Annotated in this window: 22 protein-coding genes and 1 tRNA gene; 4 read left to right on the top strand and 19 right to left on the bottom strand. The window is 64.2% G+C overall.

What is annotated here, in order from left to right; translation table 11 throughout:
• Positions 1–3: 3 nt before the first annotated feature.
• The 6 genes from AC1DCZ_RS07475 to AC1DCZ_RS07450 are packed head-to-tail and all read right to left on the bottom strand — an operon-like array spanning position 4 to position 7,675.
• Complete coding sequence (locus AC1DCZ_RS07475) at positions 4–1,821, bottom strand: protein kinase domain-containing protein (protein WP_476974024.1); 1,818 nt, start codon at positions 1,819–1,821, stop codon at positions 4–6.
• Positions 1,818–3,272: a peptidoglycan D,D-transpeptidase FtsI family protein gene (locus AC1DCZ_RS07470; protein WP_476974023.1), complete on the bottom strand. Its 1,455-nt coding sequence runs from the start codon at positions 3,270–3,272 to the stop codon at positions 1,818–1,820. The genes AC1DCZ_RS07475 and AC1DCZ_RS07470 overlap by 4 nt, the downstream gene beginning before the upstream one ends.
• Positions 3,269–4,720: an FtsW/RodA/SpoVE family cell cycle protein gene (locus AC1DCZ_RS07465; RefSeq protein WP_476974022.1), complete on the bottom strand. Its 1,452-nt coding sequence runs from the start codon at positions 4,718–4,720 to the stop codon at positions 3,269–3,271. Before AC1DCZ_RS07465 ends, AC1DCZ_RS07470 begins: the two co-directional genes overlap by 4 nt.
• Positions 4,717–6,447 carry a PP2C family protein-serine/threonine phosphatase gene (locus AC1DCZ_RS07460; protein WP_476974021.1) on the bottom strand — a complete coding sequence of 577 codons (1,731 nt, stop codon included), beginning with the start codon at positions 6,445–6,447 and terminating at the stop codon, positions 4,717–4,719. Before AC1DCZ_RS07460 ends, AC1DCZ_RS07465 begins: the two co-directional genes overlap by 4 nt.
• Before the next feature lie 2 nt (positions 6,448–6,449).
• Positions 6,450–6,932, bottom strand: coding sequence for an FHA domain-containing protein FhaB/FipA (locus AC1DCZ_RS07455; RefSeq protein ID WP_476895860.1), 483 nt, complete (start codon positions 6,930–6,932; stop codon positions 6,450–6,452).
• Positions 6,929–7,675, bottom strand: a complete 747-nt coding sequence (locus tag AC1DCZ_RS07450) for an FhaA domain-containing protein (protein WP_476895859.1) — start codon at positions 7,673–7,675, stop codon at positions 6,929–6,931. Before AC1DCZ_RS07450 ends, AC1DCZ_RS07455 begins: the two co-directional genes overlap by 4 nt.
• 384 nt (positions 7,676–8,059) lie before the next feature.
• Between AC1DCZ_RS07450 and AC1DCZ_RS07445 the strand changes: the two genes are divergently transcribed.
• Positions 8,060–8,142 (top strand) — tRNA-Leu (locus tag AC1DCZ_RS07445).
• Positions 8,143–8,581: 439 nt separating this feature from the next.
• Here AC1DCZ_RS07445 and AC1DCZ_RS07440 read toward each other — a convergent pair.
• From AC1DCZ_RS07440 to AC1DCZ_RS07390, 11 genes are all read right to left on the bottom strand, one after another.
• The gene (locus AC1DCZ_RS07440) at positions 8,582–9,427 is read right to left on the bottom strand and encodes an oxygenase MpaB family protein (RefSeq protein ID WP_476974020.1); all 846 of its coding nucleotides are present in this window, start codon (positions 9,425–9,427) and stop codon (positions 8,582–8,584) included.
• Positions 9,424–10,383, bottom strand: a complete 960-nt coding sequence (locus tag AC1DCZ_RS07435) for a hypothetical protein (protein ID WP_476974019.1) — start codon at positions 10,381–10,383, stop codon at positions 9,424–9,426. Before AC1DCZ_RS07435 ends, AC1DCZ_RS07440 begins: the two co-directional genes overlap by 4 nt.
• Entirely contained in the window at positions 10,380–10,604 is a 225-nt protein-coding gene (locus AC1DCZ_RS07430) for a hypothetical protein (protein ID WP_476974018.1), read from the bottom strand. The genes AC1DCZ_RS07435 and AC1DCZ_RS07430 overlap by 4 nt, the downstream gene beginning before the upstream one ends.
• 354 nt (positions 10,605–10,958) lie before the next feature.
• Positions 10,959–11,960 carry a sugar phosphate isomerase/epimerase family protein gene (locus AC1DCZ_RS07425; RefSeq protein ID WP_476974017.1) on the bottom strand — a complete coding sequence of 334 codons (1,002 nt, stop codon included), beginning with the start codon at positions 11,958–11,960 and terminating at the stop codon, positions 10,959–10,961.
• A gap of 45 nt (positions 11,961–12,005) precedes the next feature.
• On the bottom strand, positions 12,006–12,329 hold the full coding sequence (locus AC1DCZ_RS07420) for a putative quinol monooxygenase (protein WP_476974016.1): 324 nt from the start codon (positions 12,327–12,329) through the stop codon (positions 12,006–12,008).
• A gap of 89 nt (positions 12,330–12,418) precedes the next feature.
• Complete coding sequence (locus AC1DCZ_RS07415; RefSeq protein ID WP_476974015.1) at positions 12,419–13,591, bottom strand: levoglucosan dehydrogenase; 1,173 nt, start codon at positions 13,589–13,591, stop codon at positions 12,419–12,421.
• A 74-nt stretch (positions 13,592–13,665) separates the two neighbouring features.
• Entirely contained in the window at positions 13,666–14,484 is an 819-nt protein-coding gene (locus AC1DCZ_RS07410; RefSeq protein WP_476974014.1) for a sugar phosphate isomerase/epimerase family protein, read from the bottom strand.
• Entirely contained in the window at positions 14,481–15,638 is a 1,158-nt protein-coding gene (locus tag AC1DCZ_RS07405) for a Gfo/Idh/MocA family protein (RefSeq protein WP_476974013.1), read from the bottom strand. The genes AC1DCZ_RS07410 and AC1DCZ_RS07405 overlap by 4 nt, the downstream gene beginning before the upstream one ends.
• A gap of 7 nt (positions 15,639–15,645) precedes the next feature.
• A complete protein-coding gene (locus AC1DCZ_RS07400) occupies positions 15,646–16,632 on the bottom strand; it encodes an ABC transporter permease (protein ID WP_476974012.1) in 987 nt (328 codons plus the stop codon).
• 2 nt (positions 16,633–16,634) lie between these two features.
• A complete protein-coding gene (locus AC1DCZ_RS07395; RefSeq protein WP_476974011.1) occupies positions 16,635–18,152 on the bottom strand; it encodes a sugar ABC transporter ATP-binding protein in 1,518 nt (505 codons plus the stop codon).
• Positions 18,153–18,208: 56 nt separating this feature from the next.
• Positions 18,209–19,363 (bottom strand): substrate-binding domain-containing protein, encoded by a 1,155-nt coding sequence (locus AC1DCZ_RS07390; RefSeq protein ID WP_476974010.1) that lies wholly within the window; start codon positions 19,361–19,363, stop codon positions 18,209–18,211.
• A 276-nt stretch (positions 19,364–19,639) separates the two neighbouring features.
• Between AC1DCZ_RS07390 and AC1DCZ_RS07385 the strand changes: the two genes are divergently transcribed.
• The 3 genes from AC1DCZ_RS07385 to AC1DCZ_RS07375 all read left to right on the top strand — a co-directional run bounded on the left by AC1DCZ_RS07385 (position 19,640) and on the right by AC1DCZ_RS07375 (position 24,763).
• The gene (locus AC1DCZ_RS07385; protein ID WP_476974009.1) at positions 19,640–20,830 is read left to right on the top strand and encodes an ROK family transcriptional regulator; all 1,191 of its coding nucleotides are present in this window, start codon (positions 19,640–19,642) and stop codon (positions 20,828–20,830) included.
• 306 nt (positions 20,831–21,136) lie between these two features.
• On the top strand, positions 21,137–21,709 hold the full coding sequence (locus tag AC1DCZ_RS07380) for a recombinase family protein (protein WP_476974008.1): 573 nt from the start codon (positions 21,137–21,139) through the stop codon (positions 21,707–21,709).
• Between the two features lie 78 nt (positions 21,710–21,787).
• Positions 21,788–24,763 (top strand): Tn3 family transposase, encoded by a 2,976-nt coding sequence (locus AC1DCZ_RS07375; protein ID WP_476974007.1) that lies wholly within the window; start codon positions 21,788–21,790, stop codon positions 24,761–24,763.
• A gap of 11 nt (positions 24,764–24,774) precedes the next feature.
• Here AC1DCZ_RS07375 and AC1DCZ_RS07370 read toward each other — a convergent pair whose 3' ends face one another.
• Both AC1DCZ_RS07370 and AC1DCZ_RS07365 read right to left on the bottom strand, forming a co-directional pair.
• Entirely contained in the window at positions 24,775–25,059 is a 285-nt protein-coding gene (locus AC1DCZ_RS07370) for a hypothetical protein (RefSeq protein WP_476974006.1), read from the bottom strand.
• A 78-nt stretch (positions 25,060–25,137) separates the two neighbouring features.
• Complete coding sequence (locus AC1DCZ_RS07365) at positions 25,138–25,590, bottom strand: hypothetical protein (protein ID WP_476895854.1); 453 nt, start codon at positions 25,588–25,590, stop codon at positions 25,138–25,140.
• Positions 25,591–25,667 lie beyond the last annotated feature (77 nt).

Here is a 25,667-nt window from a genome sequence, read left to right as displayed (position 1 = left end):
TGGCTACGGTGTCGGCTTCGTGAGCGTCGGCAAAGGCGTGGCCGCGGCCGGGGCCTTGGCCAGATGGTAGGTCACCACGGAACCGGTGGCTACTTTTTGGCCCGACGCAGGATCCGAGCTGACAAACGTTCCCGGATCCTCTTTCTTATTGCTTGGGTCGACGTCGGCGCCCTTGACCCAGCGGAGCCCGGCATTCTGGATGGCTTGCTGTGCCGCGGCCTCCGTGGCGCCCGACGGGATCGCGGGGACCGTGACCATCTCGGGTCCCTTGGAGTAGAACACCTTGATGCTCGAGCCGGGCTGGACAGGACCGGTCGGATTGATGTCGATGACTGTTCCCGGCGGGGCACTGTTGAAGGCCTCGGCGCCGTCGACCTGCAATCCCTTTGCCGTCAGCTCGTTCCGGACATCGTTGTAGGGCCGGCCCAGATAGGCGTCCGGGAACACATTGATGGCGGCCGGGGTGGACTGCGTGGGTGTCGCGGAGCTGACGGTGGGGCTGGGGGTCGTCGCCGTGGGCGTCGCCGACGGCGTGGCGCTGCTGGGCTTCGCGCTGCTGGGGGCGGCAGTGCTGGCCACCGGCTGCGAGGGAAAGAGCATGCCCGCCTGTGTAAGGGCAATACCCACGATGGCGAAGAGCACCAGCAGGATCAAAGCAATGAGCGGCCAGGTCCACGGGCTGCGGCCGCGGCGCTGCGGCTCATCAACGGGTTCGTCGTAGTCCTCGTCCTCCTGCACCCAGTTCCGCTCAGCGGCCAGGGCATCGGCGCGGGAAAGGGCGCTGCGCGCGCCGTACCCGCTGGCCGCGGCCGCACCGGCCGCCAGGCCTGCCGCGGCTCCTGCGCCGGCGGCACCGACAACAGGCAGAGCCGATGTAGCCGACGTCGAGCGGTCCCCGATGACACCAGTGGCCGCCGTCGGGATGTCCACGGGGGCGGTGATGGGACCCGTGGTTGCCTCGAAGAGGAGCATCCCGGGCACGGCGGCGTGCGCGGCGCCGATGTCACCGTTGCGGATGGCTTCGGCTGCTTCTGAGAGCTTGACGGCGTTGGCGGGCCGGCTCTTGGGATCCTTGGCCAGCATGGACATCAGCAGGGCACGGACGGGCTTGGGCAGGGTTTCGGGCAGCGGCGGCGGCGCATCGTTGACCTGGGCCAGCGCGATCGCGATCTGGGACTCTCCGGAGAAAGGGCGGTGCCCGGTGAGGCATTCGTAGCCGATCACGCCGAGCGAATAGATATCCGACGCTCCAGTGGCTGTCTGGCCGGTGGCCTGCTCCGGAGCCAGGTACTGGGCGGTGCCCATCACCTGCCCGGTCTGCGTCAGCGGAACCTGGTCCGCGAGGCGGGCGATGCCGAAGTCGGTGACCTTGACCCGTCCGTCCGGAGTGATGAGCAGGTTGCCCGGCTTGATGTCGCGGTGCACGAGACCCTGGGCGTGCGCGATGGCCAAGGCGCGCGCGGTCTGCGCGATCATCGAGAGGGTCCGATCCGGTGAGAGCACCTGCTCACGTTCGATGATGCTGCTCAGTGGCTGGCCCGGGACAAGTTCCATGACGAGGTAGGCGGAGCCCTCTTCCTCGCCGTAGTCGAACACATTGGCGATTCCCACATGGTTCAGGAGCGCGGTGTGGCGTGCCTCGGCCCGGAAGCGCTGAAGGAAGCCCGGATCGCCGGTGTATTCCTCCTTGAGGACCTTGATGGCGACGATGCGGCCAAGGACCAGGTCTTTGGCTTTCCAGACTTCTCCCATACCGCCGATCGCAATGCGCGTGGTCAGCTGGAACCTGCCGCCGAGGGTGATTCCTGATGAAGGCCTCACTTATTCAACACCGCCTCAAAAATCTTCTTCGCGTTCGGACTGGTTAGCTTTGCGCCGGTGGTGATGTCCACGCCTTGCATGACGATGGTGACAGCCACTTGCGGGTCGTTCGCCGGGGCAAATCCGGTAAACCATGAGTTGTTCAGGCCGGTACCCAGCTCCGCGGTGCCGGTCTTGCCTGCCACCTGCACGCCAGGCACGGCGGCGCCACGGGCGATGCCGTCGCTGACGACGCTGGTCATCCACTCCGTGATCTGGCGGGAGATCTCGGGCGTAGTGGAGGTCCGCAGCGGCTGGGGTTTGGGCTCGTCGATCACGCGCAGGTCCGGGGAACGGACGGCCTTGATCAGGTTCGGCTGCATCTGGACGCCGCCATTGGCGATCGCCGCGGTCATCATGTTGATTTCGAGCGGAGTAGCCCGGACGTCACGCTGGCCGATGGCTGACTGCGCCAGGCCGGCCTGGTCCAGGTTCTTGGGGAAGATGCTCTGGGCGGAGTCCAGCTTCAGCTGGTCGCCCCAGTCCTGGCCGAAGCCGAATTTCTGCGCCTGGTCCGCGATGGCTTTCTCGCCCAGATCCAGTGCGATACTCGCGAACGGAGTATTGCAGGACTGCTGGAGGGCGAAAGCGAAGCTCGCAGTGGTGCGGGTATAGCAATTGCCCCCGGCGTAGTTCGGCAGCTTGTACTGGATGCCCGGGAAAGGCATTTCCGCCGGGTTCGGCAGTTCGCTGTCCTTGTTGTACTTGCCCGAGTTGAGGGCCGCCGCCGTATCAACGAGCTTGAACACCGATCCGGGCGCCAGGAGCGCACCCGTGGGGCCGCTGACGTTCTGGTTCAGGTTGATTCCCGGGACCTTGTTCAGGGCGGCGTAGTTGGCCTGCTCGGCATCGGCATCCTGCGTTGCGATTTGGTTCGGATCGTAGGAGGGCTTGGAGACCATGGCCAGAACGGCCCCGGTCTTGGGGTTGGTCACCACGATAGAGCCCCGCTGGCCGTCCGGGATGAGGTCATAGGCGAGCTTCTGGATCTTCGGATCCAGGGTCAGCTCCACCGATGCGCCCTTTGGCTGGTTGCCGAGGAAGAGCTGGCCGACCCGGTCCAGGAACAGCTGGTCCGAGCTGCCGGCGAGCTGCCCGTCCATGGCCTTCTCAAGCCCGCTCAGACCGTAGCTCCTCGAGAAGTAGCCGGTGATTCCGGCGTACAGCTCCGGCTGCGTGTAGGTCCGCTGGAATTTGCAGCTCTCGTTGCCGGCGACCGATTGCGCGATCGGGCTGCCGCCGACGATGATGGCGCCGCGGTCGTTGCAGTAGTTCTGCAGGAGGGCGCGCTTGTTCCATGCATTGGCCTTGAGCTCGTCGGCTCCCACCACCTGGACGTAGCTGAGGGCGCCGAAGATCAGCGCGAACATCGCGATCGCGGCAATCCAGGAATTCCGGATGGCTTGGTTCACAGGTGTTTCACCGCCTCAGTGGGTGCGTCTGGTCTGGTCCGGGCGCCGGAGGCCGCTTCCGGCATCGAAGGCATGGCGGGGGCGCCCCTAGTAGCGTCTGGAGCCTCGCCGGGAGCCATCGGCGTGGTGTCCACCGGGCTCCGAGCGGTGTGCGAAATCATCAGCAGCAGGCCGACGATAATCCAGTTCGCCAGCAAGGAGGAACCGCCGGCGGCCAGGAACGGGGTGGTGAGGCCGGTGAGCGGAATGAGCCGGGTGACGCCACCGATCACTACGAAGCACTGCAATGCGATGGCGAAGGACAGGCCGGTCGCCAGCAGTTTTCCGAAGGCGTCCCGGGTGCCGAGCGCGGCGCGGAAGCCGCGCGTGAACAGCAGCAGGTACATCAGGACGATGGCAAAGACACCGATCAGCCCGAGTTCCTCGCCAAAGGAGGCGATGATCATGTCGCTGTTGGCAAAGGGGACGAGGTTGGGGCGCCCCTGGCCAAGACCCGTGCCAACAAGGCCGCCATTGGCCATGCCGAACAGGCCCTCCACGATCTGGAGGCTGCCGCCGAACTCCCGGCCATAGACCTCGGGCGTGAAGGCATTGATCCAGCCGTCGATCCGCAGGGCCACGTGGGAGAACACCTTGGAGGCGACGAAGCCCCCGCCGGCCATGAGGACCACTCCGATGACCACCCAGCTGATACGGCTCGTGGCGACGTAGATCATGACCAGGAACAGGCCGAAGAACAGAATCGACGTACCGAGGTCGCGCTGGAAGACCAGCACGCCGATGCTGACCAGCCAGGCGGTGATCATCGGGCCCATGTCCTTGAACCGGGGGAATTGCAACGGCCCGACCTTGCGTCCGGCCAGCAGGATGAGGTCCCGGTTCGAGGACAGATAGCCGGCAAAGAAGACGGCCAGCGTGATCTTGGCGACCTCGCCCGGCTGGAAGGTCATGGAGCCGATCTTGATCCAGACGCTGGCGCCCAGGACCTCGCCGGCGGAAATCCCCGGCACGAGCGGCAGGACCAGCAGGACGGCGCTGACCGCCAGTGAAATGTAGGTGAAGCGGCGCAGGATCCGATGATCCTTCAGGAACCAGATGACCGCGATGGCGACAGCCATGGCCACCACCGTCCAGCGCAGCTGGTTGTTGCCGGTGTCTTCCCCGACATGGTCCAGGCGGTGGATCATGGCGAGGCCGAGACCGTTGATGGCCACGACGATCGGAAGTATTACCGGATCGGCATATTTAGCGCGGATGCGAAGAACCACGTGGAATGCCAGGGCTGCAAAGGCCAGCAGGCTGGACTGGAACCAGAAGTCGGTGTCGAAGGCCTTTTCCCGGTCCACGCCGACCAGAGCCTGGGCGCCGATCCCGACGGCGAGGGCCAGGACCAGCAGGACCAGCTCAACGTTCCGCCGGGGCTTGGGAACCGTGTCGATGTGTGTCATTTGGCCCCCTGGCAATTCTGCGGCGTCGCCGTGGCGGAGGCAGTCGGTTGCGGCGTTCCGGAGGCGCCGGCGGTGGGTCCGGCAGCGGTCGCGGTGGGGGAGGGAGTAAGGCATTCATCCGCGGGGGCCGTGGTGCCGGTCCGCTCGAGGTTCTTCACTATCCTCTGGGCGTCATAGAGATCGCGGGCGGGCACAGTCTCGCGTACGCGCTGTTGGGAAAATTCAGGCAGATCTGACATCCGGATATCGGTCACCGCTTCGAGCGTGGAAAGTTGGATGGGGCCCAAACGCTGGGAAACCCCGTTGAAGATGGCCACATGCTGATCCTGTTCGCCGATGTAATACCGGGTCTGGGTCCACGCGTAGCCAAGCCACAGGCCAACACCCAGAAGGGCCACGATGGCGGCTGCGATGGACACTGTCAGCCAGCGGCGGGAGCGGGTGGCAGGCTTGTAGTCCTCCCCCTCTTCGCGCGCTTGGTCCGACTTGTGCGTCAGGACCGTCGCGGCCCTGCGTGCGACGGTCCGTCCCGCAATGGACGGGATGGAGCCGGATTCCGCGGCTGCGGCGGCGGCTCCCACGAGCTCATGGGGGCGGGTGGAGAGCTCTTCGCGCAAGACTTCGGCGGACAGGTGTTCGCCCAGGTGCGGATCCGTCGCCGGCTCGGGTTCCTTTGTGTCCGTGTCTTTGTCCGAACCCTTTTCTGAGTCCGTAACGGCAGCAGTGTCTGAGTCCGGAGCTGTGCCTGCGGCACCGGCCTTCGCTGCGGTCTCACGCCCGCCGGCCTTCCCGCCGTCGGGCGTCTCTTTCGACCCAGGCTCGCCCGTCCCGGCGCCGTAGGTGCTCCCGGTTCCCGGCACCGCGGCGGCGCCCGCCACTGCGGCGGACGGAGGGAGGGCTGCGCGTGCCGGGACGATGTCGACGGCGGCGGTCCGCACGTCGTCGAGCGTCCGCTCGGCGATATCAACGAGGACAACCGTCACGTTGTCCGGCGCGCCGGCCTCGAGCGTGAGGTCCACCAGGAGTTCAGCGCATTCGCGCAGATCCTTTGTCTCCCGGACGGTGCGCTCCACCACGTGGCCGGCGACGTAGTTAAGGCCATCCGAGCAGAGCAGCCAGCGCTCACCCGGCTGGACGTCGAGCGTGTCCAGGTCAAGTTCGGGGCTCGCGTCGACATCGCCCAGGACGCGCATGAGGACGTTCTTGTGCGGATGCGTTTCCGCCTCTTCGGGGCGCAGCCGGCCTTCATCGATGAGCCGCTGGACGAAGGTGTGGTCGACGCTGACCTGTTCGAACTCGCCCTTCCGCAGGCGGTAGGCGCGGGAGTCGCCGATATGGGCGAAGTGGAGTTTGCCTTCCGCCAGCAGCAGGGCCGTGACTGTGGTGCCCATCCCGGCAAGCTTAGGGTTGATGTGGACGAGCTCGGACAGCAGCGAGTTGGCAGTCTGGATCTCATCGGCGAGGACCGTGCCGGCGTCGCCGTCGTAGGTGTCGTGATCCAGGTGGATCATGTCCAGCACTGTGGCGGCGGAGGCGACATCGCCGCCCGCATGCCCGCCCATGCCGTCGGCGACGACTGCGAGGTGGCGCCCAACGTAGGCGGAGTCGTCGTTCTTCGCGCGCACACGGCCGACGTCGGAACGTGCAGCGTAGCGCATGATGAGCGGCCGCTTGGGAACAGTTGCCTTATCTACTGCCTGGCCTGCGGAACGGTCCGGAGCAGCCATGGCTATGGCCTCAATTCGATGACCGTCTTGCCGATTCTCACGGGGACACCCAGTTCCACCGGTAGGGCCCGGGTCAGCTGCTGGTCTGCAAGATACGTGCCGTTGGTGGATCCGAGATCCTCGATGAACCAGCGGCTGCCCTGCGGAAACAGGCGGGCGTGCCGGCCGGAGGCGTAGTCGTCCTCGAGGACGAGCGTGGCTTCCTGCGCACGTCCGAGCAGGATGGGGCTTGCGGCCAGGGCGATCGTGGTGCCCCTGAGCGGTCCCTCGGTCACGACCAGCTGCCGGGCCTGCTGCCTGACGGGAGCCGGTGCCGGCTCGGCCAGGGCGGGATTCTTGCGCACCTGGCGTGCCGTCGGGGCTCCGGCCGCTGCCTTGCGTCCGATCATGAGGTCGCGGCGCATGGCGGAGACGATACTGAAAATCAGCACCCAGAGAAGGATCAGGAACCCGAAGCGCAGGGCGGTGATGGTGAGTTCGCTCATGCGCGGCCGCCTGGGTTGGCGGGCAGAAGTCGGAAGATGATTTTCGTCCGTCCCATCGTGATGGTGGAGCCGTCGGTGAGTTCCGAACTGCCCACGATCTTGTGGCCGTTGACATAGCTGCCGTTGGTGGACCCGAGATCAACGGCCTCGGCTGTGCCGGATCCGGACCGGATCTCCAGATGGCGCCGCGAAACTCCGGTGTCGTCAATGAGGATGTCCGCCTCGGAGGATCGTCCGAGGACGATCGACGGGGCGTTCAACGAGTAACGCTGGCCTTCAATGTCCAGTACGGGCTGAAGTCGCGCGGGCTGGCGTGTCGGGGCCGCCGGCAGATTGCCGTAAGGGGTCGGGGCGGGGGCCGAGGGTGCGGAGGCCTTCTCGGTCCGTGACGCGATCTCGAAGTCCCCGGCGCGGCGTTCTTCGGCGCGCCGGAAGCTGATGCGGACCGGCCCCTGGAGGGTGTAGCCCTGGCTGCGCACGTGGTTGATGACGACGTCGCAAAGTTCTTCCGCGAGGGGTGTGCCCCATTCCTGGGCGCGCTGGAAGTCCTCATCACTGAGAAGGACGTCAAAAACGTTAGGGGCCAGGGTGCGTCCAGCGGCGATCGTGATGGCCTTGTTGTCCACCTCGCCGCGAAGGCGGCTGGCGATCTCGACGGGCTCAACCTGGGCGCGAGAACCGGTGGAGAAGACTCCACGGACGGCCTTTTCGATGCCGCGCTCGACTTTGTCCAGCAATCCCATGGTCCTTCTCCTTTCCTGATGGCTGCGGGGCACTGTTCGTTCCGGAACTCGGTTTTCAACACCTGCGGGCGCCTGTTCCCAAAGGGCGCTCCTACATCAGATACTACTGGGCATGGCTGGGAATGGCCTCAATGGGCGCCCGCGCTCCGTCGACGGAAGCCGCCGTGGACCGGCCCTGACGTGGGGTGACACCCGCCCGGAGCCGTCACCGCGGCCTCCCGGGAGGGTTCGGGCGGGCAAGCGTGCGACGTGCGAAAAAGGACGATATGCCGGGCCCGGCTGCCCGATTGGTGTTTTCCCGCAGTTGTCCGTTATGCTTGATCTCGCTGCTTTTACGAGGTTGGCGGTCCGGAAAACGGGCCCTTTCCGAGTGGAGGAAGTTGCGCGCGAGTGGCGGAACGGCAGACGCGCTGGCTTCAGGTGCCAGTGTCCGAAAGGGCGTGGGGGTTCAAATCCCCCCTCGCGCACGCAATGCAAAGAACCCCGGGAAATCAATGATTCCCCGGGGTTCTTTCGTGTGTCGGCCCGCGCGGACGGATTCGCCTGGGGAAGGAAAGCAGGTCTCCGGTGGCCGGGGTTATCGCGTACTGTCCGCGCACGGCCCTGTTCCGCACATCGCTACTTGCGCAACAGGCACGAATGTGGCGGATTGCGGTTTCACGGAGGCTCGTCGGCAATGTGCCATCCGGGCAGAAAGAAGCACGGCAGTCTTTGGGGGAAAGACTGCCGTGCGACCGATCAAGTGTAACGGAAACCGTGCAAGGGAAGATGCCTGGGTGAAGCCAAGGGAGGGGACGCGGCCGGAGCGGGAGGCCGCGGCGAACTGGCCGCCGTCGGCGATGCCTGAGGGCTTGTGGGCGGGGATGAACGTCATGCCCGCCTGTGTCCGGCGGACCGCCGCCTGCGTCAGGAAGCCGCGGGCCCGATCATGTCCAGGGTGTACCCGTTGGGGTAGGCGGACATGCGCCCGCCCGGGGTGAACGACGGGTTCGTCGGCAGCGGACTCATCCGGGCACGGAGGGCACGGACCCGCAGCACGGTCCGGTACGCGGCCCGTAGCACTGCCGGTGCCGGCTTCAGGCCCAGGGCGACGGCGACCTCGGGTTTGTCCATCATCAGGGCCAGCACGACGCCGGTGAACGGGCGAAGCCGCGGGTGGAGCCGGACCTTCAGGGCATCCACGGTGGCGGAGAGCAGCTCGGCGCCTTCCGGGCTGGGGCCCATGTGGCGGGCTTCGTAGTTGTCCAGGAACGCGTTCGCCTCGGCCAGAGTCGCTGGCGCCGCGTCCAGACCCATCCGGCGGCCCAGTTCGGCGTAGAACGCGACGGCGGCCCGCTCCTCCAGGGGAGTGGTTTTCCGCCAGCCGTACTGGGCGATCCAGCGCAGCGGCAGCACCAGCAGCGTCATGAGCACGTACAGGAAGTCCTCCCCGGTGCCCGGGACGCCCGCGTGGACCCGGCGCAGCAGGTTCACCATGGCTTGTCCGCGGTCACTGTCAAACCCGTTGGCGATGATCTCGTGGATGACGATGCCGGTGTCGTAGGAGCGTTTCATCGGTCGGGCCCGCAGTTCGCCGCGGGCTGCCAGGGTCCGCGCGATCGAAGGAATGGCGAAGTTCCGGTAGTAAGAGACGAAGAACCCGGCGTGGATTTCCTTCTGGAAGTCGTAGAGCACCATGGTCCGGTAGATGCCATACAGGTCCTCGCCGCAGGGGAGGGACCGCCGGGTCTTATGCGCCAGCAGGCCGCTCACTGGGTGCGTTCCAGACCGAAGTCGGATTCGACCAGGAGCAGGTAGTCGCGGTCTTCCGCTGCCAGGCCAGAGCGGCCGCCCGCGGCGAGTTCGGCGTCCCAGATTTCCACGATCATCCGATGCAGGCGTTCTTCGGGGAGTGCGTCGGCGTCGGCTTCCAGCATCCGGTCCGTCGGCCGGTCTGCCAGTGCCCGTTCGCGGATTTGCGCCACCTTGGCGATGGTGCGAAGCAGCCGGGCTGCCGCCCGGCGCTCGGTGATGCGGCCGGCGACGGGCGGGATCGTCAGCCCGACACCGACCAGGGTAATGGCGACCATTTCGAACGGGTGGACGGGAATGGCCTGCGCCCAGGGCAGCGACAGGTCCGGGAAGGCGGCCTCGAGCTCCCCAGTGACCATGTCCGCCATGACAGCGACGGCCACAAGGCAGCCGAGGCCCACCATGGAAAAGCCCACGCGGAATGACTGCCGCATTTGGGGCACATACCGGAAGCAAGTCCAGGCAATTTGGCCGCACGACCAGGCGATGAAGAAGATCATCATCAGCGAGAACAAGGAGGTGGCGATGGGGTGGCGGTGGTCGCCGGCCCAAGCGGTGGTGGACGTGGAAATGCCGGCGAGGAAAAAGAAGATTGCCTGCAAAGCCAGGGTTAAGGTCAGGGGCAGGGCGCGCACCCAGCCGGGGCGTCTGTCCGTGTCGGGGGACACGGCGCGCAGGACGGCGGCGCGCAGGTACCAGAGGCCGACAATCATGAAGGAGTTCAGTGCAAGCTTGACCATGTTCACCCCGCCCAGGACCGGGTCGAGGGCGAGATACAGGGACGGGTCCAGAAGCAGGGAGGACGCGCCGGCGAACACGGCGGCCATGAAGACGGTGTCCCGGCCTTTCCGGACCAGTGCGGGGATCCGGGCTGCGGCAAGGAGCAGCAGGGCTCCGGCCATGATGAGCTGCATCATCCGAACACAGCCCCGAAGTTACCGGGCTGGGCGTTGTGGCGGAAACCGGAGTTGCGGATTCGCATGGCGAGCCGGTCGGCGAGGATTTCGGCGGTGACTTCGAATTCGTCCATGAAGTCGGTGCGTTTCAAGGCGGTGAGGACCCGGTCCGGGTCAAGGTCCGGGAAGAAGACTTTCACGTAGTCGTGGCTGACCGTCTCCTGCTCGTGGCGGAGGATCATGTGGGGGTGGCTTGTGAAAAAGTGAAATATCCGACGCTAAGGTTGCATCGTCATTCGCGTCGAGATCACGGTCGGAACCTGCTTTCCCGTGGCCACAATACCGATGGGCAGGGTGCTCTTGGCTGCGAAGTCGCAGACGAGCCAAATCAATTCTGCCGGCATTTACGCCCTCGAACCATTCACTCCCAGGACCATCACCAATGAGGCACACCTGCGCCGCGATCAGCCTGTTCCTCAGCGTCGGCGAGGGAGACCAGTCGTTGCGACGCAGGTCTTCGCGCTCCTTAGGAGAGCGTCTTCCAGCGGCCAGGCTGTGTCCGTTGCCCGTAATGCGCGGTGGCCCGTGCGGACTGGTCAGCGCTTGGTGTTGAAGGCGGCGTCGAAGGAGGTGTTCGAGGCAGGGAAGTCGAATTTTTTGAGCGCTGCGAGGGCTTCGGGGGCGCCGTGGAGGCGGTCCATCCCGGCGTCCTCCCATTCGACGGAGATGGGCCCGGTGTAGCCGATGGCGGTGAGGGCGCGGAAGGATGATTCCCAGGGCACGTCGCCGCGGCCTGCGGAGACGAAGTCCCAGCCACGGCGGGGGTCGCCCCAGGCCAGATGTGAGCCCAGGACGGTGTTCCGGCCGGTGGGGCGCAGCTTCGTGTCCTTGCAGTCCACGTGGTAGATCCGGTCCCTGAAATCCCAGATGAAGGAGACCGGGTCAATGCCCTGCCACATGAAGTGGGACGGGTCCCAGTTCAGGCCGAACGCGGGGCGGTGCCGGATCGCTTCGAGGGTCCGGACGGTGGTCCAGTAGTCGTAGGCGATTTCGGAGGGGTGGACCTCGTGGGCGAAACGGACCCCGCATTCGTCGAAGACGTCCAGGATGGGGTTCCAGCGGTCGGCGAAGTCCTGGTACCCGGCCTCGATCACCTTTTCCGGGACAGGCGGGAACATCGCGACGTACTGCCAGATGGAGGATCCGGTGAACCCGACCACGGTGTCCACGCCGAGGGCCTTGGCGAGCCGGGCGGTGTGCTTCATTTCCTCGGCGGCGCGGGTGCGGACGCCTTCGGGGTCCCCGTCACCCCAGACCCTGGCTCCGACGATGGCCTCGTGGCGGAAGTCTATGGGATCGTCGCAGACGGCCTGGCCCTTGAGGTGGTTGGAGATGGCCCAGACCTTCAGGTTGTACTTTTCCAGCACGGCGAGCTTGGACGCGACATAGCCGGGCTCGTCCCAGCGCCAGGCGTCCAGGTGGTCGCCGGAGACGGCGATTTCCAGGCCGTCGTAGCCCCAGCCGGAGGCCAGCTTGGCGACTTCCTCGAAGGGCAGGTCGGCCCACTGGCCGGTGAACAGGGTATACGGGCGGGGCATCTCAGGTTCCTTCAAGCGTTTGCTGTCGTGAGTTGGGGGCTGCATTCAGCCGATGCTGCGGAGCCGGTGGACGACCATGGGCTCGGCGAGCAATGGATCGGCCAAGGCCAGGAAATCTGTCACATGGGACTGCCGATTGTGATCTGCGAGCGAATCGTCGTCTTCCCACTGCTCGTAGAGAAAGAACCTGGCTGGTTCGGCCAGATCGCCCAAGACGTCGTAGACGACGCAGCCGGGGTCGCGGCGGCTGGCTGCCTGCAGGTCGGTGAGCGCGTTCTCCAGGTCGTGGATTGAGCCCGGCTTTGCAACGAAGGTGGGAATGAGGGAAACCCTGTGGTCTTGCGCCGAGGGGTCTGTGTTGTCGGGCATCGGTCGGCTTTCGTGTCGGAGAGGTGGTGACGCGGGGTCGGGAGGACCGGGCCGCCGGCAGCGGACCGGTCCTCCCGGCACGGGTTCGCTTATGCGTCGATGAGCGGGACGTCGACCCAGGTGTCTTTTTCGGCTGATTCGATGATGGCGTCATCGATCAGGGCCGTCTGGTAACCGTCGGCGAAGTTCGGGCTTACGCTGCCGCCTTCGGCGATGGCTTTGAAGAAGTCGTGGGCTTCGATGATCTTGGTTTCGCCGTAGCCGATTCCCAGGGCGGGGATGGGCCAGAGCGCCTCGCCGTAGGGGTGGTTGGGTCCGGTGTAGACGGTGCGGAAGCCGCGCCGGTCGGCCTGGTCGTTGGCGAAGGACACTTGAAGTTCATCGCGTCGTTCGTAATTGAAGACGATGCTGCCTTCGGTCCCGTGGATTTCGAAGGTGATGAAGTTGTTGCGTCCGTGGGCGTTGCGGGTCGCTTCGATCGACCCGACTGCTCCGTTGGCGAAGCGGATCATGGTCATCACTTCGTCGTCGACGTCAACCGCTCCCTTGGGTCCTTCTCCGGTGCGGGCTTTGCCGAGGGAATCGGCGCCGCCGCTCTGAAGGGGACGTTCGGGGATCCAGGTCGACATCAGTGCGTTTACCTGGCTGAATTCGCCAACGAGGTAGCGGGCCATGTCGATTACGTGGGTTGCTATGTCACCGAGGGCGCCGGAGCCGGCGATGGATTTCTGGAACCGCCAGGACAGCGGGGAGTTCGGGTCGGCGCTCCAGTCCTGCAGGTACGTGCCGCGGAAGTTGGTGATGCGGCCGATAGCGCCTTCCTCTATGTATTTCTTGGCCAGGGCCACGGCAGGGGTGCGCCGGTAGTTGAACGCGACCATGTGCACGATGTCGGTGTTCTTCACCGCGTCGTACATGGCCTTGGACTCTTCGCCCGTTCGGGCCAGCGGCTTTTCGCAGATGATGTGCTTGCCGGCCTGGGCGGCGGCGATGGCGATCTCGGCGTGGAGGTGGTTGGGTGTGGCGATGTCCACGACGTCGATGGTTGGGTCATCGATGATGCTTCGCCAGTCCGACGTGGACTTTTCGAATCCGAAGCGGCGGGCGGCTTCGCTGGCGAGTTCTTCGGTTGCTTCCGCGATCACGGCGCGTACCGGTACTGCGGGGGCCGGCCAGAAGAACATGGGCATCGCTGCGTAGGCCAAGGAGTGGGCCTTGCCCATGAATCCGCCGCCGATGAGGCCGACATTGAGGTTTTTCACGTGGATTTTTCCCTTCGTAATTGCTGAATTATTTTCCAGTTGCGCTCAAACGGGCCGTTTGCTCCCCGTCCGGGTCAGGAGAGGATGGTGTCGAGGTATTTCTTGCTGATCTCCGCTGCCGCGCGGGGGTCGCCGTCGTAGGAATCAAGTTCGACCATCAGCCAGCTGTCGTAGCCGCTTTCCTTGATGGCCGCGATGATGTCGGGGAAGTCCAGGTCGCCTTCGCCCAGAGGAAGGAACTGGAACGGGTCCTTCCGGAAGTCCTTGAGATGGACGTGACGGATGCGGTCAGAATATTTGCGGATCTCCGCTGCCGGGTCGCAGCCGCCCGCGGCCAGGTGCGCGGTGTCGGGGCAGAAACCGATCCGGCTCAAACCCATCAGGCGCTCCAGCTCGTCGGGGCTTTCCACGATCGTGGTCAGATGGGGATGGTAGCTGGCGGAGAGTCCGAAGCTTTCGGCAATGTCGCTCACGCGGTCCAGAGCGGTCCCCAGACGTACGTAGTCTTCATCGGTCGTGCCGGCTGCCCGTCGTGCGCCGCCTCCGACGACAAGGCGTTCTGCGCCGAAGGTCGCTGCGAGTTCGGCGGCGCGGTGGATGCGGTGAAGCTCATCGGGCAGGATGTCGGCGTAGATAAAGTTCGCCCCCGTGTAGACACTGACCAGCGAAAGCCCTGAGCCTTCGAGGATGCCGCGGAGTTCGTCGGGGTTGTCTGCATATTCGACAAGGTTTCCGTCAAACATTTCGGTGCCTTCGTACCCCGCGGCAGCAATATCCTGGACGGCTTTGTCCATGGGTCCGTTGGTCCGGTAAAAGAGGTCTTTGACGCTGGTGACGCCCCCGGCGTCGCCGACGACGCCGCCCCAGGTGATCGAACAGTATCCAAGTTTCATTGTTCCTGCCTTTCAAGTGAAGATGAAAATGATCCGGTTGCAACAGTGTTCCGGTCCCCGTCTGGCACGTCGACCCAGTCTCCGCGGGAGGCGGATGCCAGGACAGCGTCAGTGATCCGGGCCGCGCGCAGGCCGTCGCTGAAAGTCGGCAGACCGTCGGGGGTCCGGCCTTCAACGGCTGAGTAGACGTCCGCGATGAGGGCGTTGAAGCTGTCCTGGTAGCCCTGCGGGTGTCCGGCAGGGAGCCGGGCATATCGCCTACCTGCGTCAGTAGACAGGGTGTCCGGTCCGCTGGGAATTAGGGTGCTCGACCGGGTTCCGCCGACCCACAGGGTATCGGGTTGCTCCTGGTTGAAACTGAAAGATGCTTCGGTTCCGTCGAAGGAGAACCACAGGCGGTTCTTCCTTCCAGGGGTGACCTGGCTGACGACCAGGGAACCCGTTGCTCCCAGGTCCGTCTCGAACAGCACGCTCGCACCGTCTTCCGTGCCCACTGCCGACAATCCTCCGGCGTCTTCGCGTTGTTCGAAGGCGCGCGCGGTCTTCGCGACGAGCCTGGTGATCCGGTGACCGGTGGTGAATTCCATGAGATCGCACCAGTGGACTCCGATGTCGCCGAAGGCCCGGGAGGATCCGCCCTGTCCGGGATCAACGCGCCAGTTATTGGTGTCCGCCCCGGCCAGCCAATCCTGCAGGTATGACCCGTGCAGGAGCCATAACCGGCCGGCCTCCCCTGCTGCCAGGCGTGCCCGGGTTTCGCGGACCGCCGGGTAGAAGCGGTAAACGAAGGGAACGGCTGTGACCGTCCCGGCGCGCTCGGCCAGCTCGCTCAGCTCAATGGCGTCCTGCAACGTCGTGGCCAGAGGCTTTTCGCAGATGACGGCTTTTCCGGCGGCGATGGCCTTCCGCGCCAGGTCAGCGTGGGTGGCGTTCGGGGTACAGATATGCACCACATCCACGTCGTCGCTGGCGATCAACTCTTCCGGCGACTCGGCCGCGTATCCCGCGCCCAGACTCCGGGCGGCTGCGTGGGCCGTGTCCGGGTTGCGGCCTGCCACGACGCTGACAACCCCTCCGGAAGCCCGGACTGAGTGCGCGTGGACCGAGCCCATGAAACCGGTTCCGATGATTCCGGAGCGAAGGTTTGTGCTCATGCCGGGTCTACTTCTTGCGGGCAAGGGCGACGGCGAGGATGATGATGCAGCCGCGGACGACCTGTTGCTGGCTGCTGTCCAGGCCGGCCAGGATCAGGCCGTTGTTGATCAGCCCGATCAGCAGCGCTCCGAACAGCGTGCCGACGACGGTGCCGCTGCCGCCAAAGAGGCTGGTTCCGCCGAGGATCACGGCGGCGATGGCCGAGAGTTCGTCGCCTGTTCCCCATTGGAAGCGGCCGGACTGCAGGCGCCCTGCGTAGAGCATGCCGGCGATGCTGGCGACGACACCGGAGATGAGCAGGACCTGGAACTTGATGCGCTTGGTGTTGATTCCGGTGAAATCGGCCGCGGTGCGGTTTCCTCCGGTGGCCAGGACCTGGCGGCCGAATTTGGTGCGCGCAAGGACGACCGCTCCGACGGCGACGAACACTGCTGACCAGAGGACGAGCCCGGGAACGGGGCCGAAGTTTCCGGAACCGAAAATGAGGTTGAAGGTGTCATCGAGGATGGGCTGGGGCGCTGAAGCGGTGATCCACTGCGCGGCTCCGACCGCAATGCCCAGCATGCCCAGGGTGACCAGGAATGAGGGAATACCCAGCAGACTCACCAGCGAACCGTTGATTGCGCCGACGACCACGCCGACGGCCAGCCCGGCCAGGATGCCCGGAAGGATACCCCAGTGGGAGATCGCCATGGCTGTGCAAACGCTGGACAGGCCGGCCACTGAACCGACGCTCAAGTCAATCTCGGCGCACGAGATGACGTAGGTCATGCCGACCGCGATGACGGTGATGGTGGCCGTCTGCCGGAAGATATTCAGGATGTTGTTGGCGGAGAGGAATCCCTGGTCCCTCAAAAGGATCGCGAAGAAAATGAAGACGACGACGAAACCGATGTAGATGACGTACCGCCGCCAGTCGAGTTCCTTCAGTACGGTGCCGATGTTGCGGGGAGCCGTCGCTTCGCGGGCTCCGATCGCGCTTGCCTTGTTCATTCTCAGACTCCCTGGACTGCGAGTTGTAGCGATTCCTCGTCAGCGATCTCGCTGCGAGGCAGGTCACGGATGACGGAACCTTCCCTGAGGATGAGCACGCGGTCGCTGACCGCAAGCAGCTCGGGATATTCCGAAGAAATAACGATGACGGCCTTTCCCTCATTGGCCAGTTCCCGGATCATGTCCAGAATTTCGCTCTTGGTGCCGATGTCCACCCCGGCCGTCGGTTCATCAAGGATCAGGATGTCCGGCTCGGTGCCCAACCATTTCGCCAGCACCACCTTTTGCTGATTGCCGCCTGAGAGGAGTCGGACGGGACGGCCGGGGTGCGCGACTTTCACAGCGAACTTCTTGATCAGGGCGGCGGACAGGGATTTCCCGGCAGCGAGATCAAGCAGTGGTCCACGGCTGATCTTTCGCAGCAACGGCAGCAGCAGGTTGTCCCGGACCGAGTGTTCAAGGACCAGTCCCTGGGCGCGCCGGTCTTCGGGGATCAGTGCCAGCCCGGCCGCTATCGCCTGCTGCGGTGTGGCCAGAGTTGTTTTCTTCCCCCGGATCAGGACCTCTCCGCTGTCGAGTCGGTCGATGCCGAACAGGGCACGGGCCAATTCGGTCCTGCCGCTGCCCATCAGACCTGCCAGGCCGAGAATCTCTCCAGGGCGAAGACTGAATGAGACGTCCCGGACCTTGGGTCCGGCGTTCAGTCCCCGGACCTCCAGAAGCGGTTCGCCGAGGTGGGCTGTGTGGTCCCGCTTGTGATAGGCCAGCTGGCCTTCGATCTTCTTCCCGACGATGCCTTCCACAATTTGTTCAGGGGTTACATTCGTCAGCGGCTCCGTCAGGAGTCTGCGTCCGTCGCGAAGGATCGTGATGCGGTCGGCGATCCGATAGATCTCGTCCATCCGGTGCGAAATGTAAATGATCGAGATCCCGCGTTTCTTCAGCCTTTCGATCAGATCGAACAGGGCTTCCGTTTCATGCTTCGCCAGGCTCGCCGTCGGTTCATCCATGATGAGCACACGGGCGTTCTGGGCGAGGGCCTTTGCTATTTCCGTCAATTGCCAGTAGGCGGTGCCCAGACGGGAGACGTGTGCCCGGGGGTCGACGGTGACTTCCATCTCCGCAAAGACCTCGCGTGCCCTGCGCACGGATTCCTTGTCGTCAATGAGCCCGGTACGGCCTTGCGGTTCGGTGGCGAGGAAGATGTTCTGGGCCACCGTCAGGCTGGGAACGAGGCTGAATTCCTGGAACACCATCCCGATGCCCGCGGCCTTCGCGTCCTGGATGGTGTTGATGAGCGTTGTTTTTCCTCCGATGAGGATCTCGCCGGAGTCTGCTTGATAGACGCCCTGCAGGATTTTCATCAAAGTGGATTTACCGGCGCCGTTACCGCCTGCAAGAGCATGCACCTCGCCCTGGCGGACTTCGAAATCGACGTCATTGAGGACACTGACCCCGCTGAAGCTCTTTGAGATGGAGCGCATCTGGACGACGTTGTCTGTGTTGTCTGTTGTGGTCATGGGAAGGTCGCTTTCGTGGGCGGGGCGGCGCCGGAGCGGCGCCGCCCCTTGCCGGGTTACTTCTTGTAAGAATCCTGAAGATCCTTGGGAGCATCCTCGTGATAGACCTGCTTCCACGCCTCAAGAACGTTGGAGTGATCAACGGGAAGGGCGCTGAGGGCGACATACGCCGGGGCTTTCTTGCCAATCAGGGAACCGGCAGCGAGCCTTGCTTCGGTAATTCCCTGGTCGAAGGGAACCTGAGCGCCGAGACCGACGACGAGCTCATTCTTTGCCAACGCGATCGCCACGTTCTTACCGAGGTCTTCGGTGGCGATCTTCAGGTCAGTCCGCCCGGCGGCGCGGGCGGCTGCCATGACGCCTTCAGCCGGAACGTCCCACACAGCCCAGATCCCTGAAAGATCCGTGTGCTTGCTGAGCATGGCATTGGCGGCGCCCTGGGCATCACCGGCGAAGTCCGGACCTGCGATGCCTTTCTCTTCTACGATCTTGATGTCCGGGTATTCCTTGGTGATCGTGTCTTTGAAGCCCTGGTAACGCTGCTTGGTGACGAAGAAGTCCGCCTGGTGGAAGATCACGCCGATCTGGCCCTTGCCGCCGAGCGCTTTGGCCATCTCATGTGCCGAGACAACACCGTTGCCGTAGTTATCCGCCGATACGTCCGAAACATAGTCTTTGCCGGCCGTCAGACCCTGGGGGACGTTGTCCATGAACACCAGCTTCGTTCCAGCGTCTGCCACCTTTTTGTAGGCAGCGGAGGTCGCGACGGGATCCGTCGGGATGGAAACGATGATGTCAGGCTTCTGCGTCATGACCGTCTCAAGATCAGACACCTGCTTATCCGGCTTGAAATCGGCGTCCGTGGTAGCAATGACCTTGATCCCCAGCTTTTCGAATTCGCTTTTCAGGCCTGCGATCTGCGCCGTCGCCCAGTCATTTCCGCCGTAGTGCATCACGATCGCAGCCTTCGCGCCGAGCGCTTTAACCTTCGTGATTTCATCAGGCGTCAGATCAGCCACCGACGCCGGCGAAGGCGTCTCCCCGTTCGGGCCCTTGCTGAGTACCTGCCCCTTCACCTGGGCCAAGGCCGTCTCTGCCTTCTGGGACACCCCGGAATCCTGGGTGCCCGAGGCGCTAGTGGATGAGCTGCAACCGGAAGCGGCGACCGCAAGGGCGGCGCTAAGAACGACGAGCGGAAGCTTGTGTTTCATGAATATTCTCCGATGAATATGTGATGGGCCGCGAGTAAAGACGAGAGGCTTCGCTTACCGAAGATCCAGGATCCCTACAATCCCTCCAGCGGCTAACCGTCGCACCCTCAATCGAAAGTATGGCATGGATCACCTTACTTTTGTCAAGAAGTCTTCAAAAGTCGACCGATAGTCGCTACTCTTTCTAGGTGGAGCAGCACCAGTACGCGGCCAGAGGATAATGAAGACGAGAAATGTCGGCAGAAAGTGCCCGACACAGTGTACGAAGGGACGACGATGACGATCACCAAATCCACGACCAGTGCAAACGGGGCGGGGGTTTATGAGCTTTTTCAGCTCATGCGCGACGGTGAACCCCGGACGCGAGCTGACATCGCAGCAATCACGGGACTGGCGCGCTCAACAGTAGGTCTGCGCATCGACGCGTTACGGGAACTCGGCCTCCTAAAGCCGGTCACTGACGCCGCATCGACCGGAGGGCGCCCGTCGTCACGGATCGCCTTCAATCCACGTTCCAGGATCGTGGCCGCAGCCGACCTCGGCGCGACGCACTCAACTGTCGCCCTCACTGACCTGGCGGGGACAACCCTGTGCGAGACACGCGCCAGACTGGACATCGCCGAGGGTCCGGAAAAAGTGCTGGGATACCTCGTCGGGACCATTGCAGCTCTCCTGGAGCAGATCGAATGGAACGGCTCTGAGCTCATAGCCATCGGCATCGGACTGCCCGGGCCCGTAGTACACGCAACCGGAAAACCCTCAAAACCGCCCCTGATGCCAGGATGGGACGGCTTCGATGTCCCGGAATACATCAGACGTACATACAGGGTTCCGGTCCTGGTCGATAATGACGTAAACATCATGGCGCTCGGTGAGCGCGCCATGAGACAGCCTCCGCGCGATGACATGATCTTCGTCAAAGTTGCCACCGGCATCGGATCGGGCATCATCAGCGGCGGCCACCTTCAACGTGGCACGGACGGCACGGCCGGCGACATCGGTCACATCCCGATTGCCAGGGCGGCCGGCGTGCCCTGCACATGCGGAAACCTTGGCTGCCTCGAAGCGGTCGCCAGCGCGCCCGCAATAGCTGCAACGCTACGTGCCGCAGGCCTGGCCGCCGAAACGAGCACCGACGTCATCAACCTGGTGCGCGCCGGAGACCTGACTGCGATCCAAGCCGTCCGACAAGCCGGACGCGACATCGGCGAAGTGCTCAACATGTGTGTCAGCATCGTCAACCCCTCCCTCATCACCATAGGAGGTTCCCTGGCCCCGGTCGCAGACCAACTCATCGCAGGCATCCGCGAAATCGTATACTCCCGATCCATGCCGCTGGCCACACAAAACCTCGTCATTGAACAATCACAGGCCGGACCCGAAGCAGGCGTCATCGGCGCAAGCATCCTCGCCATAGATCACGCGCTCTCCCAGGAGCGCATGGAAGCAATGACCTCGACCAAATGACCCAACCCGACGGGAACTGCTGAAGGTCTGATCGTCCGGGGTGGCGGTAGGCCGATCCGCTGACCGGGCCGTCGATCACCAACTACGCCTCCGGGAAGCACACCACGCCTTCGCCAACACAGGGAAGAGCGGGACCTTCTCGCGGAAAAGCGACGCTCGGCCACCCCGATCTTCGTCCGGTAACGATCGTTCGCAATTCACTCCGAGTCGCGTTCGAAGAAGTGCGACAGCACGGGGCCTTATTTGTAATGGTTCGCGTGTACCCTCCTATGTAACGTCCAGCCGGGTTACTGATACGTTTTGGGAATGCGAATCGGATACGGGCGTGTCTCAACACGCGATCAGCACCCCGAGGCCCAGCACGACGCCCTGACCACGGCCGGCTGTGAGCAGATCTTCATTGACACAGCCTCCGGAAAACTCGCCCGCAGACCCGAACTCGACAAAGCGCTGCTCTCGGCCAACCGGGCAGGTGATCAGCTCGTCGTCACCAAACTCGACCGGCTCGGGCGGTCGCTGGAACACCTCATCGATTTATCCAACACGCTGCAAGTGCGCGGCGTGGACCTGGTGGTCCTGGACCAGGGCATCGACACCTCCACCGCCATCGGCCGGATGTTCTTCCAGATCCTCGGCTCGATCGCCGAGTTCGAACACGCACTGATGTCCGAACGAACCCGCGACGGCCTCGCCGCTGCCCGTGCGCGAGGGCGGACCGGCGGCCAGAAACCAAAGCTCGGACCCCGCCAGGTCAAGCTGGCCCGCGAAATGTATGAAGAAAAAGGCCCCGACGGGAAACGTGCCCACACGGTCGAGCACATCGCCCAGGAATTCGGCGTCACCCGGCCCACCATCTACCGGCACCTCGCCAAACCATGAACGGTAGGCCCTGCAAGCCACAGCCGAACGGCAGCATGTCCGCGGGGCACGGCGGCGTAGCAGGTAAGGGCTTCTGAGGTGGCTCTGCGCTCTTTACTCACACCTGCAGAGCGCGGCCAAATCCTGGCAATACCCACTCGAGCAGAGGACCTTGCAGCCCACTACATGCTCAGTGAGGCGGATATGTCGTTGATCCGCCAGCGTCGCGGAGACACGAACAGGCTGGGCTTCACCGTCCAACTGGCGCTGCTGCGGCACCCGGGAATCGCGCTGGGCGCAGATACCGAAGTGCCGCCTGAACTGGTTTCCTGGCTGGCCTCCCGTCTGGCCGTTTCGTCCGAGGCCCGGGCAGACTACGGGGAACGTGAGGAAACGCGGCAGGAGCACGGACGGGAGATCCGCGCGTATCTGGGTATGACCGCGTTCGGCATTGCAGACTTCCGCGAGCTCGTCGAGCACGTGGGCGCCGTGGCTGCGCAAACAGACAAGGGTTTGCTCCTGGTTGAAAGCGCGAGAGACTTCCTGCAGGCAAGGAAGGTCGCTCTGCCTGGCGTCAGCGTCATTGAACGGGCCTGCGCCCAGGCCCTGACCAAGGCGAACCGGAACATTTACGCCACCCTGTGTGAGCAGCTGTCCGTGGAACACTGCAAACGACTGGACGGGTTGCTTCTCCGTCGCCCTGAGAGTTCATCGACCGAAATCGGCTGGCTGCGGCAGGCACCCCTGCGCGCCAACGCACGGGCGATGAACGTGCACATCGACCGGCTCACTACCTGGCGTGCCCTTGATCTCCCGTGGGCAGCGGGCCGGCTGGTGCACCGGAACAGGTTGCTGAAGCTTGCCCGTGAGGGTGCAGCGATGACCGCGGCGGATCTGGCCAAGTTTGAACCTACCCGCCGGTACGCGACTCTCTTTGCCATGGCCACCGAAAGCATGGCAACCGTCACCGACGAAATCATCGAACTGCACGACCGGATCATCGGACGCCTCATCCGGACAGCACAGAACAAACAAAACCAGGCCACGCTGGCGTCCCGATCCACCGTCACAGCCATGATGCGCCTCCACTCCAGGCTCGGCGATGCCCTCTTCGAGGCCAAGGAAAACGGCGAAGACCCCTTCGCCGCAATCGAAACAGCCATCGGCTGGAAATCCCTTGCCGAAAGCATCGCCCAGGCCAAGGAAATGACCAGGCCGGCCTTCGAAGATCACCTCGCGCTCGTCAGCACACACTTCACCACGCTGCGCCGCTACACTCCGGCGTTCCTTGCCGTCCTTGCCGTCCTTGACCTCCACGCAGCCCCCGCGGCACGAGACCTGCTGGCCGCGATCAACGTCATCCGCGCCCTGAACACCACCGGCGCCCGGAAAGTCCCCGACGATGCGCCGGTCTCTTTCATCCGGCCCCGGTGGAAACCGCTGGTCTTCACCGACGACGGCCTGGACCGGGGATTCTACGAGTTCTGCGCCCTCACGGAACTGAAGAATGCGCTGCGGTCCGGAGACATGTGGGTCACCGGATCGCGCCAATTCCGCGACTTCGATGACTACCTTCTTGCCGGCGTCGACTACACCGCCAAGAAGAACGCCGGGAAGCTGCCGCTGGTCACGACCGATGGAAGCGCCCAGTACCTCAAGGACCGGCTGGCCCTCCTTCAGGAGCGGCTGAAGGAAGTGAACGAACTCGCCGCCCGCGATGAACTCCCCGGGGTCCTGGTCACCGACAAGGGCGTGAAAATCACCCCGCTCGAGACGATCGTCCCCGCGCACGCGCAACCACTGATCGACCAGGCCAGCGCCATGTTCCCGCGGATCCGGATCACCGACCTGCTGATGGAAGTCGATAGCTGGACCGGATTCACCCGCCACTTCACAAGCCTCAAATCCGGCCACCCCTCCAAGGACAAGCAGCTCCTGCTCACCGCGATCCTGGCCGACGGAATCAACCTGGGACTGACCAAGATGGCCGAATCCTGCACCGGCGTCACCTACGCGCAGCTGGACCGCCACCAGGCCTCATACATACGGGACGAAACCTACAGCGCCGCGCTGGCGGAACTGGTCAATGCCCAGCACGGTCACCCCTTGGCCGCCCAGTGGGGCGACGGGACCACCTCGTCCTCGGACGGGCAGCGCTTCCGCGCTGGCAGCAAAGCTGAATCCACCGGGCATGTGAACCCCAAATACGGTGCCGAGCCCGGACGGTTGATCTACACGCACGTCTCGGACCAGTACGCACCCTTCCACAGCAAACTCATCAACGTCGGGGACCGCGACGCGACCTACGTCCTGGACGGGCTGCTCTATCACGAGTCCGACCTGGCGATCCAGGAACTCTACACCGACACGGCCGGATTCACCGACCATCTCTTCGCCCTCATGCACCTGCTCGGCTACCGGTTCGCACCACGGATCCGCAACATCGGCGACACCCGCCTCTACACCCCCACCAGCGTGCAGGAGCATTCGACATTGGCACCGCTGATCGGCGGGACGATCAACACCAGAACAATTGCCTTGCACTGGGATGAAATCCTCAGGCTCGCCGCGTCCATCAAAACCGGCACCGTGACAGCGTCCCTGATGATGCGAAAGCTCAGCGCCTACCCGCGCCAAAACGGGCTCGCCGTCGCCCTGCGCGAACTGGGAAGAATGGAACGGACCCTCTTCCTGCTCGACTGGCTCCAGGACCCCGGCCTGCGCCGCAAAGTCACCGCCGGCCTAAACAAGGGCGAGGCCCGGAACACCCTCGCCCGCGCCGTGTTCTTCAACCGGCTCGGCGAAATCCGTGACCGTTCCTTCGAACAACAGCGCTACCGCGCCAGCGGACTGAACCTCATCACCGCAGCCATCATCCTCTGGAACACCGTCTACCTCGACCGCACCATCACCACCCTGAGCAGCAACGGCGGCGACATCGACCCCGACCTCCTACGGTTCCTCTCACCCCTGGGATGGGAACACATCAACCTCACCGGCGACTACACCTGGCCCCGCGCCAACCACCTCAAACCCGGAAAATACAGGCCACTACGACGTCCGGCAAAACCTTAGCGTCGGATATTTTACTTTTTCACAAGCCGCCCCATGTGGGCGAACTCGTGCAGCACGATCTGCTGCCGGTGGACCTCGGAGGCCCCCTTGGCGTGCAGGATCAGGTCCATGTCATCCAGGCCGAACCAGAGTCCGCAGACCTTATCGGTCGGGGTGCCTTCCATGGGCTGGATGAAGATGGGCCGGCCTCGGGTGCCTTCCAGATGCCGGTGGATGGATCCGAGGGACACGGGGTCAGCCAGGTGAAGGTGTTCCTCGGCTGCTTGAGCCCGTGCGCGGGCAGCGCGGTAATCCATGGATAGGTCCTTGTGAGGGTTGATTGAGACCCGAAGCCCCCGTCTCCGAGTCCGAGCCTAGCAGGGCAGGAAGAGCCGTCACCTGTCCGAGGACGATGGGTCGCGCGGGGTGTTTGCGAGCTGTTGGTCGATGATGTTCCGGATTTGCAGGAGCGTCTCTGCGGAGAGCCCGTCCAGCTGGCGGGCGGCGAAATTGCGGACCTTGTTGGCGCGCATCGTGGCGAGCAGGTCCATCTGCGCTTCGACGCGTTCGGGAAGCTCGCCCTGGTCTTCGAGAAGGTAGTCGGGGTGGACCCCGAAAAAGGCGGCCAGGTTGCGGAGGAGGTCGGGTTTCTTTACCTCAGGGCCGGAGCCGTTGCGCATGTAGTGCCACCGGGCGCGGGACAACGGCGTGCCGGCGTCGGCCATGGCGTCGCGGATGTCGTTGAAGGCGATCTTGCGGCCTTCGGCTTCGGCGGCGTCCAGGAGCAGGTTCAGCTTCCTGGCCAGCGGCGAGCTGTGGCGGTCGGGGATCGACGCGTCTTCGGTCACGACGGGTCCTTTCGACGGGGTTCCACATGGTTGGACATGTCTAATCTTCGCAGGTACGCTCATCACAAGGAAATTGG

The sequence above is a fragment of the Arthrobacter sp. 10N418 genome (assembly GCF_056394725.1).
The sequence above is the reverse complement of the archived record's forward strand: the minus strand, read 5'-3'. Positions and strand labels throughout refer to the sequence as shown.

Coding starts and splice junctions, on each gene's coding strand:
- AC1DCZ_RS07465 (WP_476974022.1), bottom strand. CDS start 4,720: ATGACACACATCGACACGGTTCCCAAGCCCCGGCGGAACGTTGAGCTG.
- AC1DCZ_RS07460 (WP_476974021.1), bottom strand. CDS start 6,447: ATGGCTGCTCCGGACCGTTCCGCAGGCCAGGCAGTAGATAAGGCAACT.
- AC1DCZ_RS07455 (WP_476895860.1), bottom strand. CDS start 6,932: ATGAGCGAACTCACCATCACCGCCCTGCGCTTCGGGTTCCTGATCCTT.
- AC1DCZ_RS07450 (WP_476895859.1), bottom strand. CDS start 7,675: ATGGGATTGCTGGACAAAGTCGAGCGCGGCATCGAAAAGGCCGTCCGT.
- AC1DCZ_RS07435 (WP_476974019.1), bottom strand. CDS start 10,383: ATGATGCAGCTCATCATGGCCGGAGCCCTGCTGCTCCTTGCCGCAGCC.
- AC1DCZ_RS07430 (WP_476974018.1), bottom strand. CDS start 10,604: ATGATCCTCCGCCACGAGCAGGAGACGGTCAGCCACGACTACGTGAAA.
- AC1DCZ_RS07425 (WP_476974017.1), bottom strand. CDS start 11,960: ATGCCCCGCCCGTATACCCTGTTCACCGGCCAGTGGGCCGACCTGCCC.
- AC1DCZ_RS07420 (WP_476974016.1), bottom strand. CDS start 12,329: ATGCCCGACAACACAGACCCCTCGGCGCAAGACCACAGGGTTTCCCTC.
- AC1DCZ_RS07410 (WP_476974014.1), bottom strand. CDS start 14,484: ATGAAACTTGGATACTGTTCGATCACCTGGGGCGGCGTCGTCGGCGAC.
- AC1DCZ_RS07405 (WP_476974013.1), bottom strand. CDS start 15,638: ATGAGCACAAACCTTCGCTCCGGAATCATCGGAACCGGTTTCATGGGC.
- AC1DCZ_RS07400 (WP_476974012.1), bottom strand. CDS start 16,632: ATGAACAAGGCAAGCGCGATCGGAGCCCGCGAAGCGACGGCTCCCCGC.
- AC1DCZ_RS07395 (WP_476974011.1), bottom strand. CDS start 18,152: ATGACCACAACAGACAACACAGACAACGTCGTCCAGATGCGCTCCATC.
- AC1DCZ_RS07390 (WP_476974010.1), bottom strand. CDS start 19,363: ATGAAACACAAGCTTCCGCTCGTCGTTCTTAGCGCCGCCCTTGCGGTC.
- AC1DCZ_RS07385 (WP_476974009.1), top strand. CDS start 19,640: ATGACGATCACCAAATCCACGACCAGTGCAAACGGGGCGGGGGTTTAT.
- AC1DCZ_RS07380 (WP_476974008.1), top strand. CDS start 21,137: ATGCGAATCGGATACGGGCGTGTCTCAACACGCGATCAGCACCCCGAG.
- AC1DCZ_RS07370 (WP_476974006.1), bottom strand. CDS start 25,059: ATGGATTACCGCGCTGCCCGCGCACGGGCTCAAGCAGCCGAGGAACAC.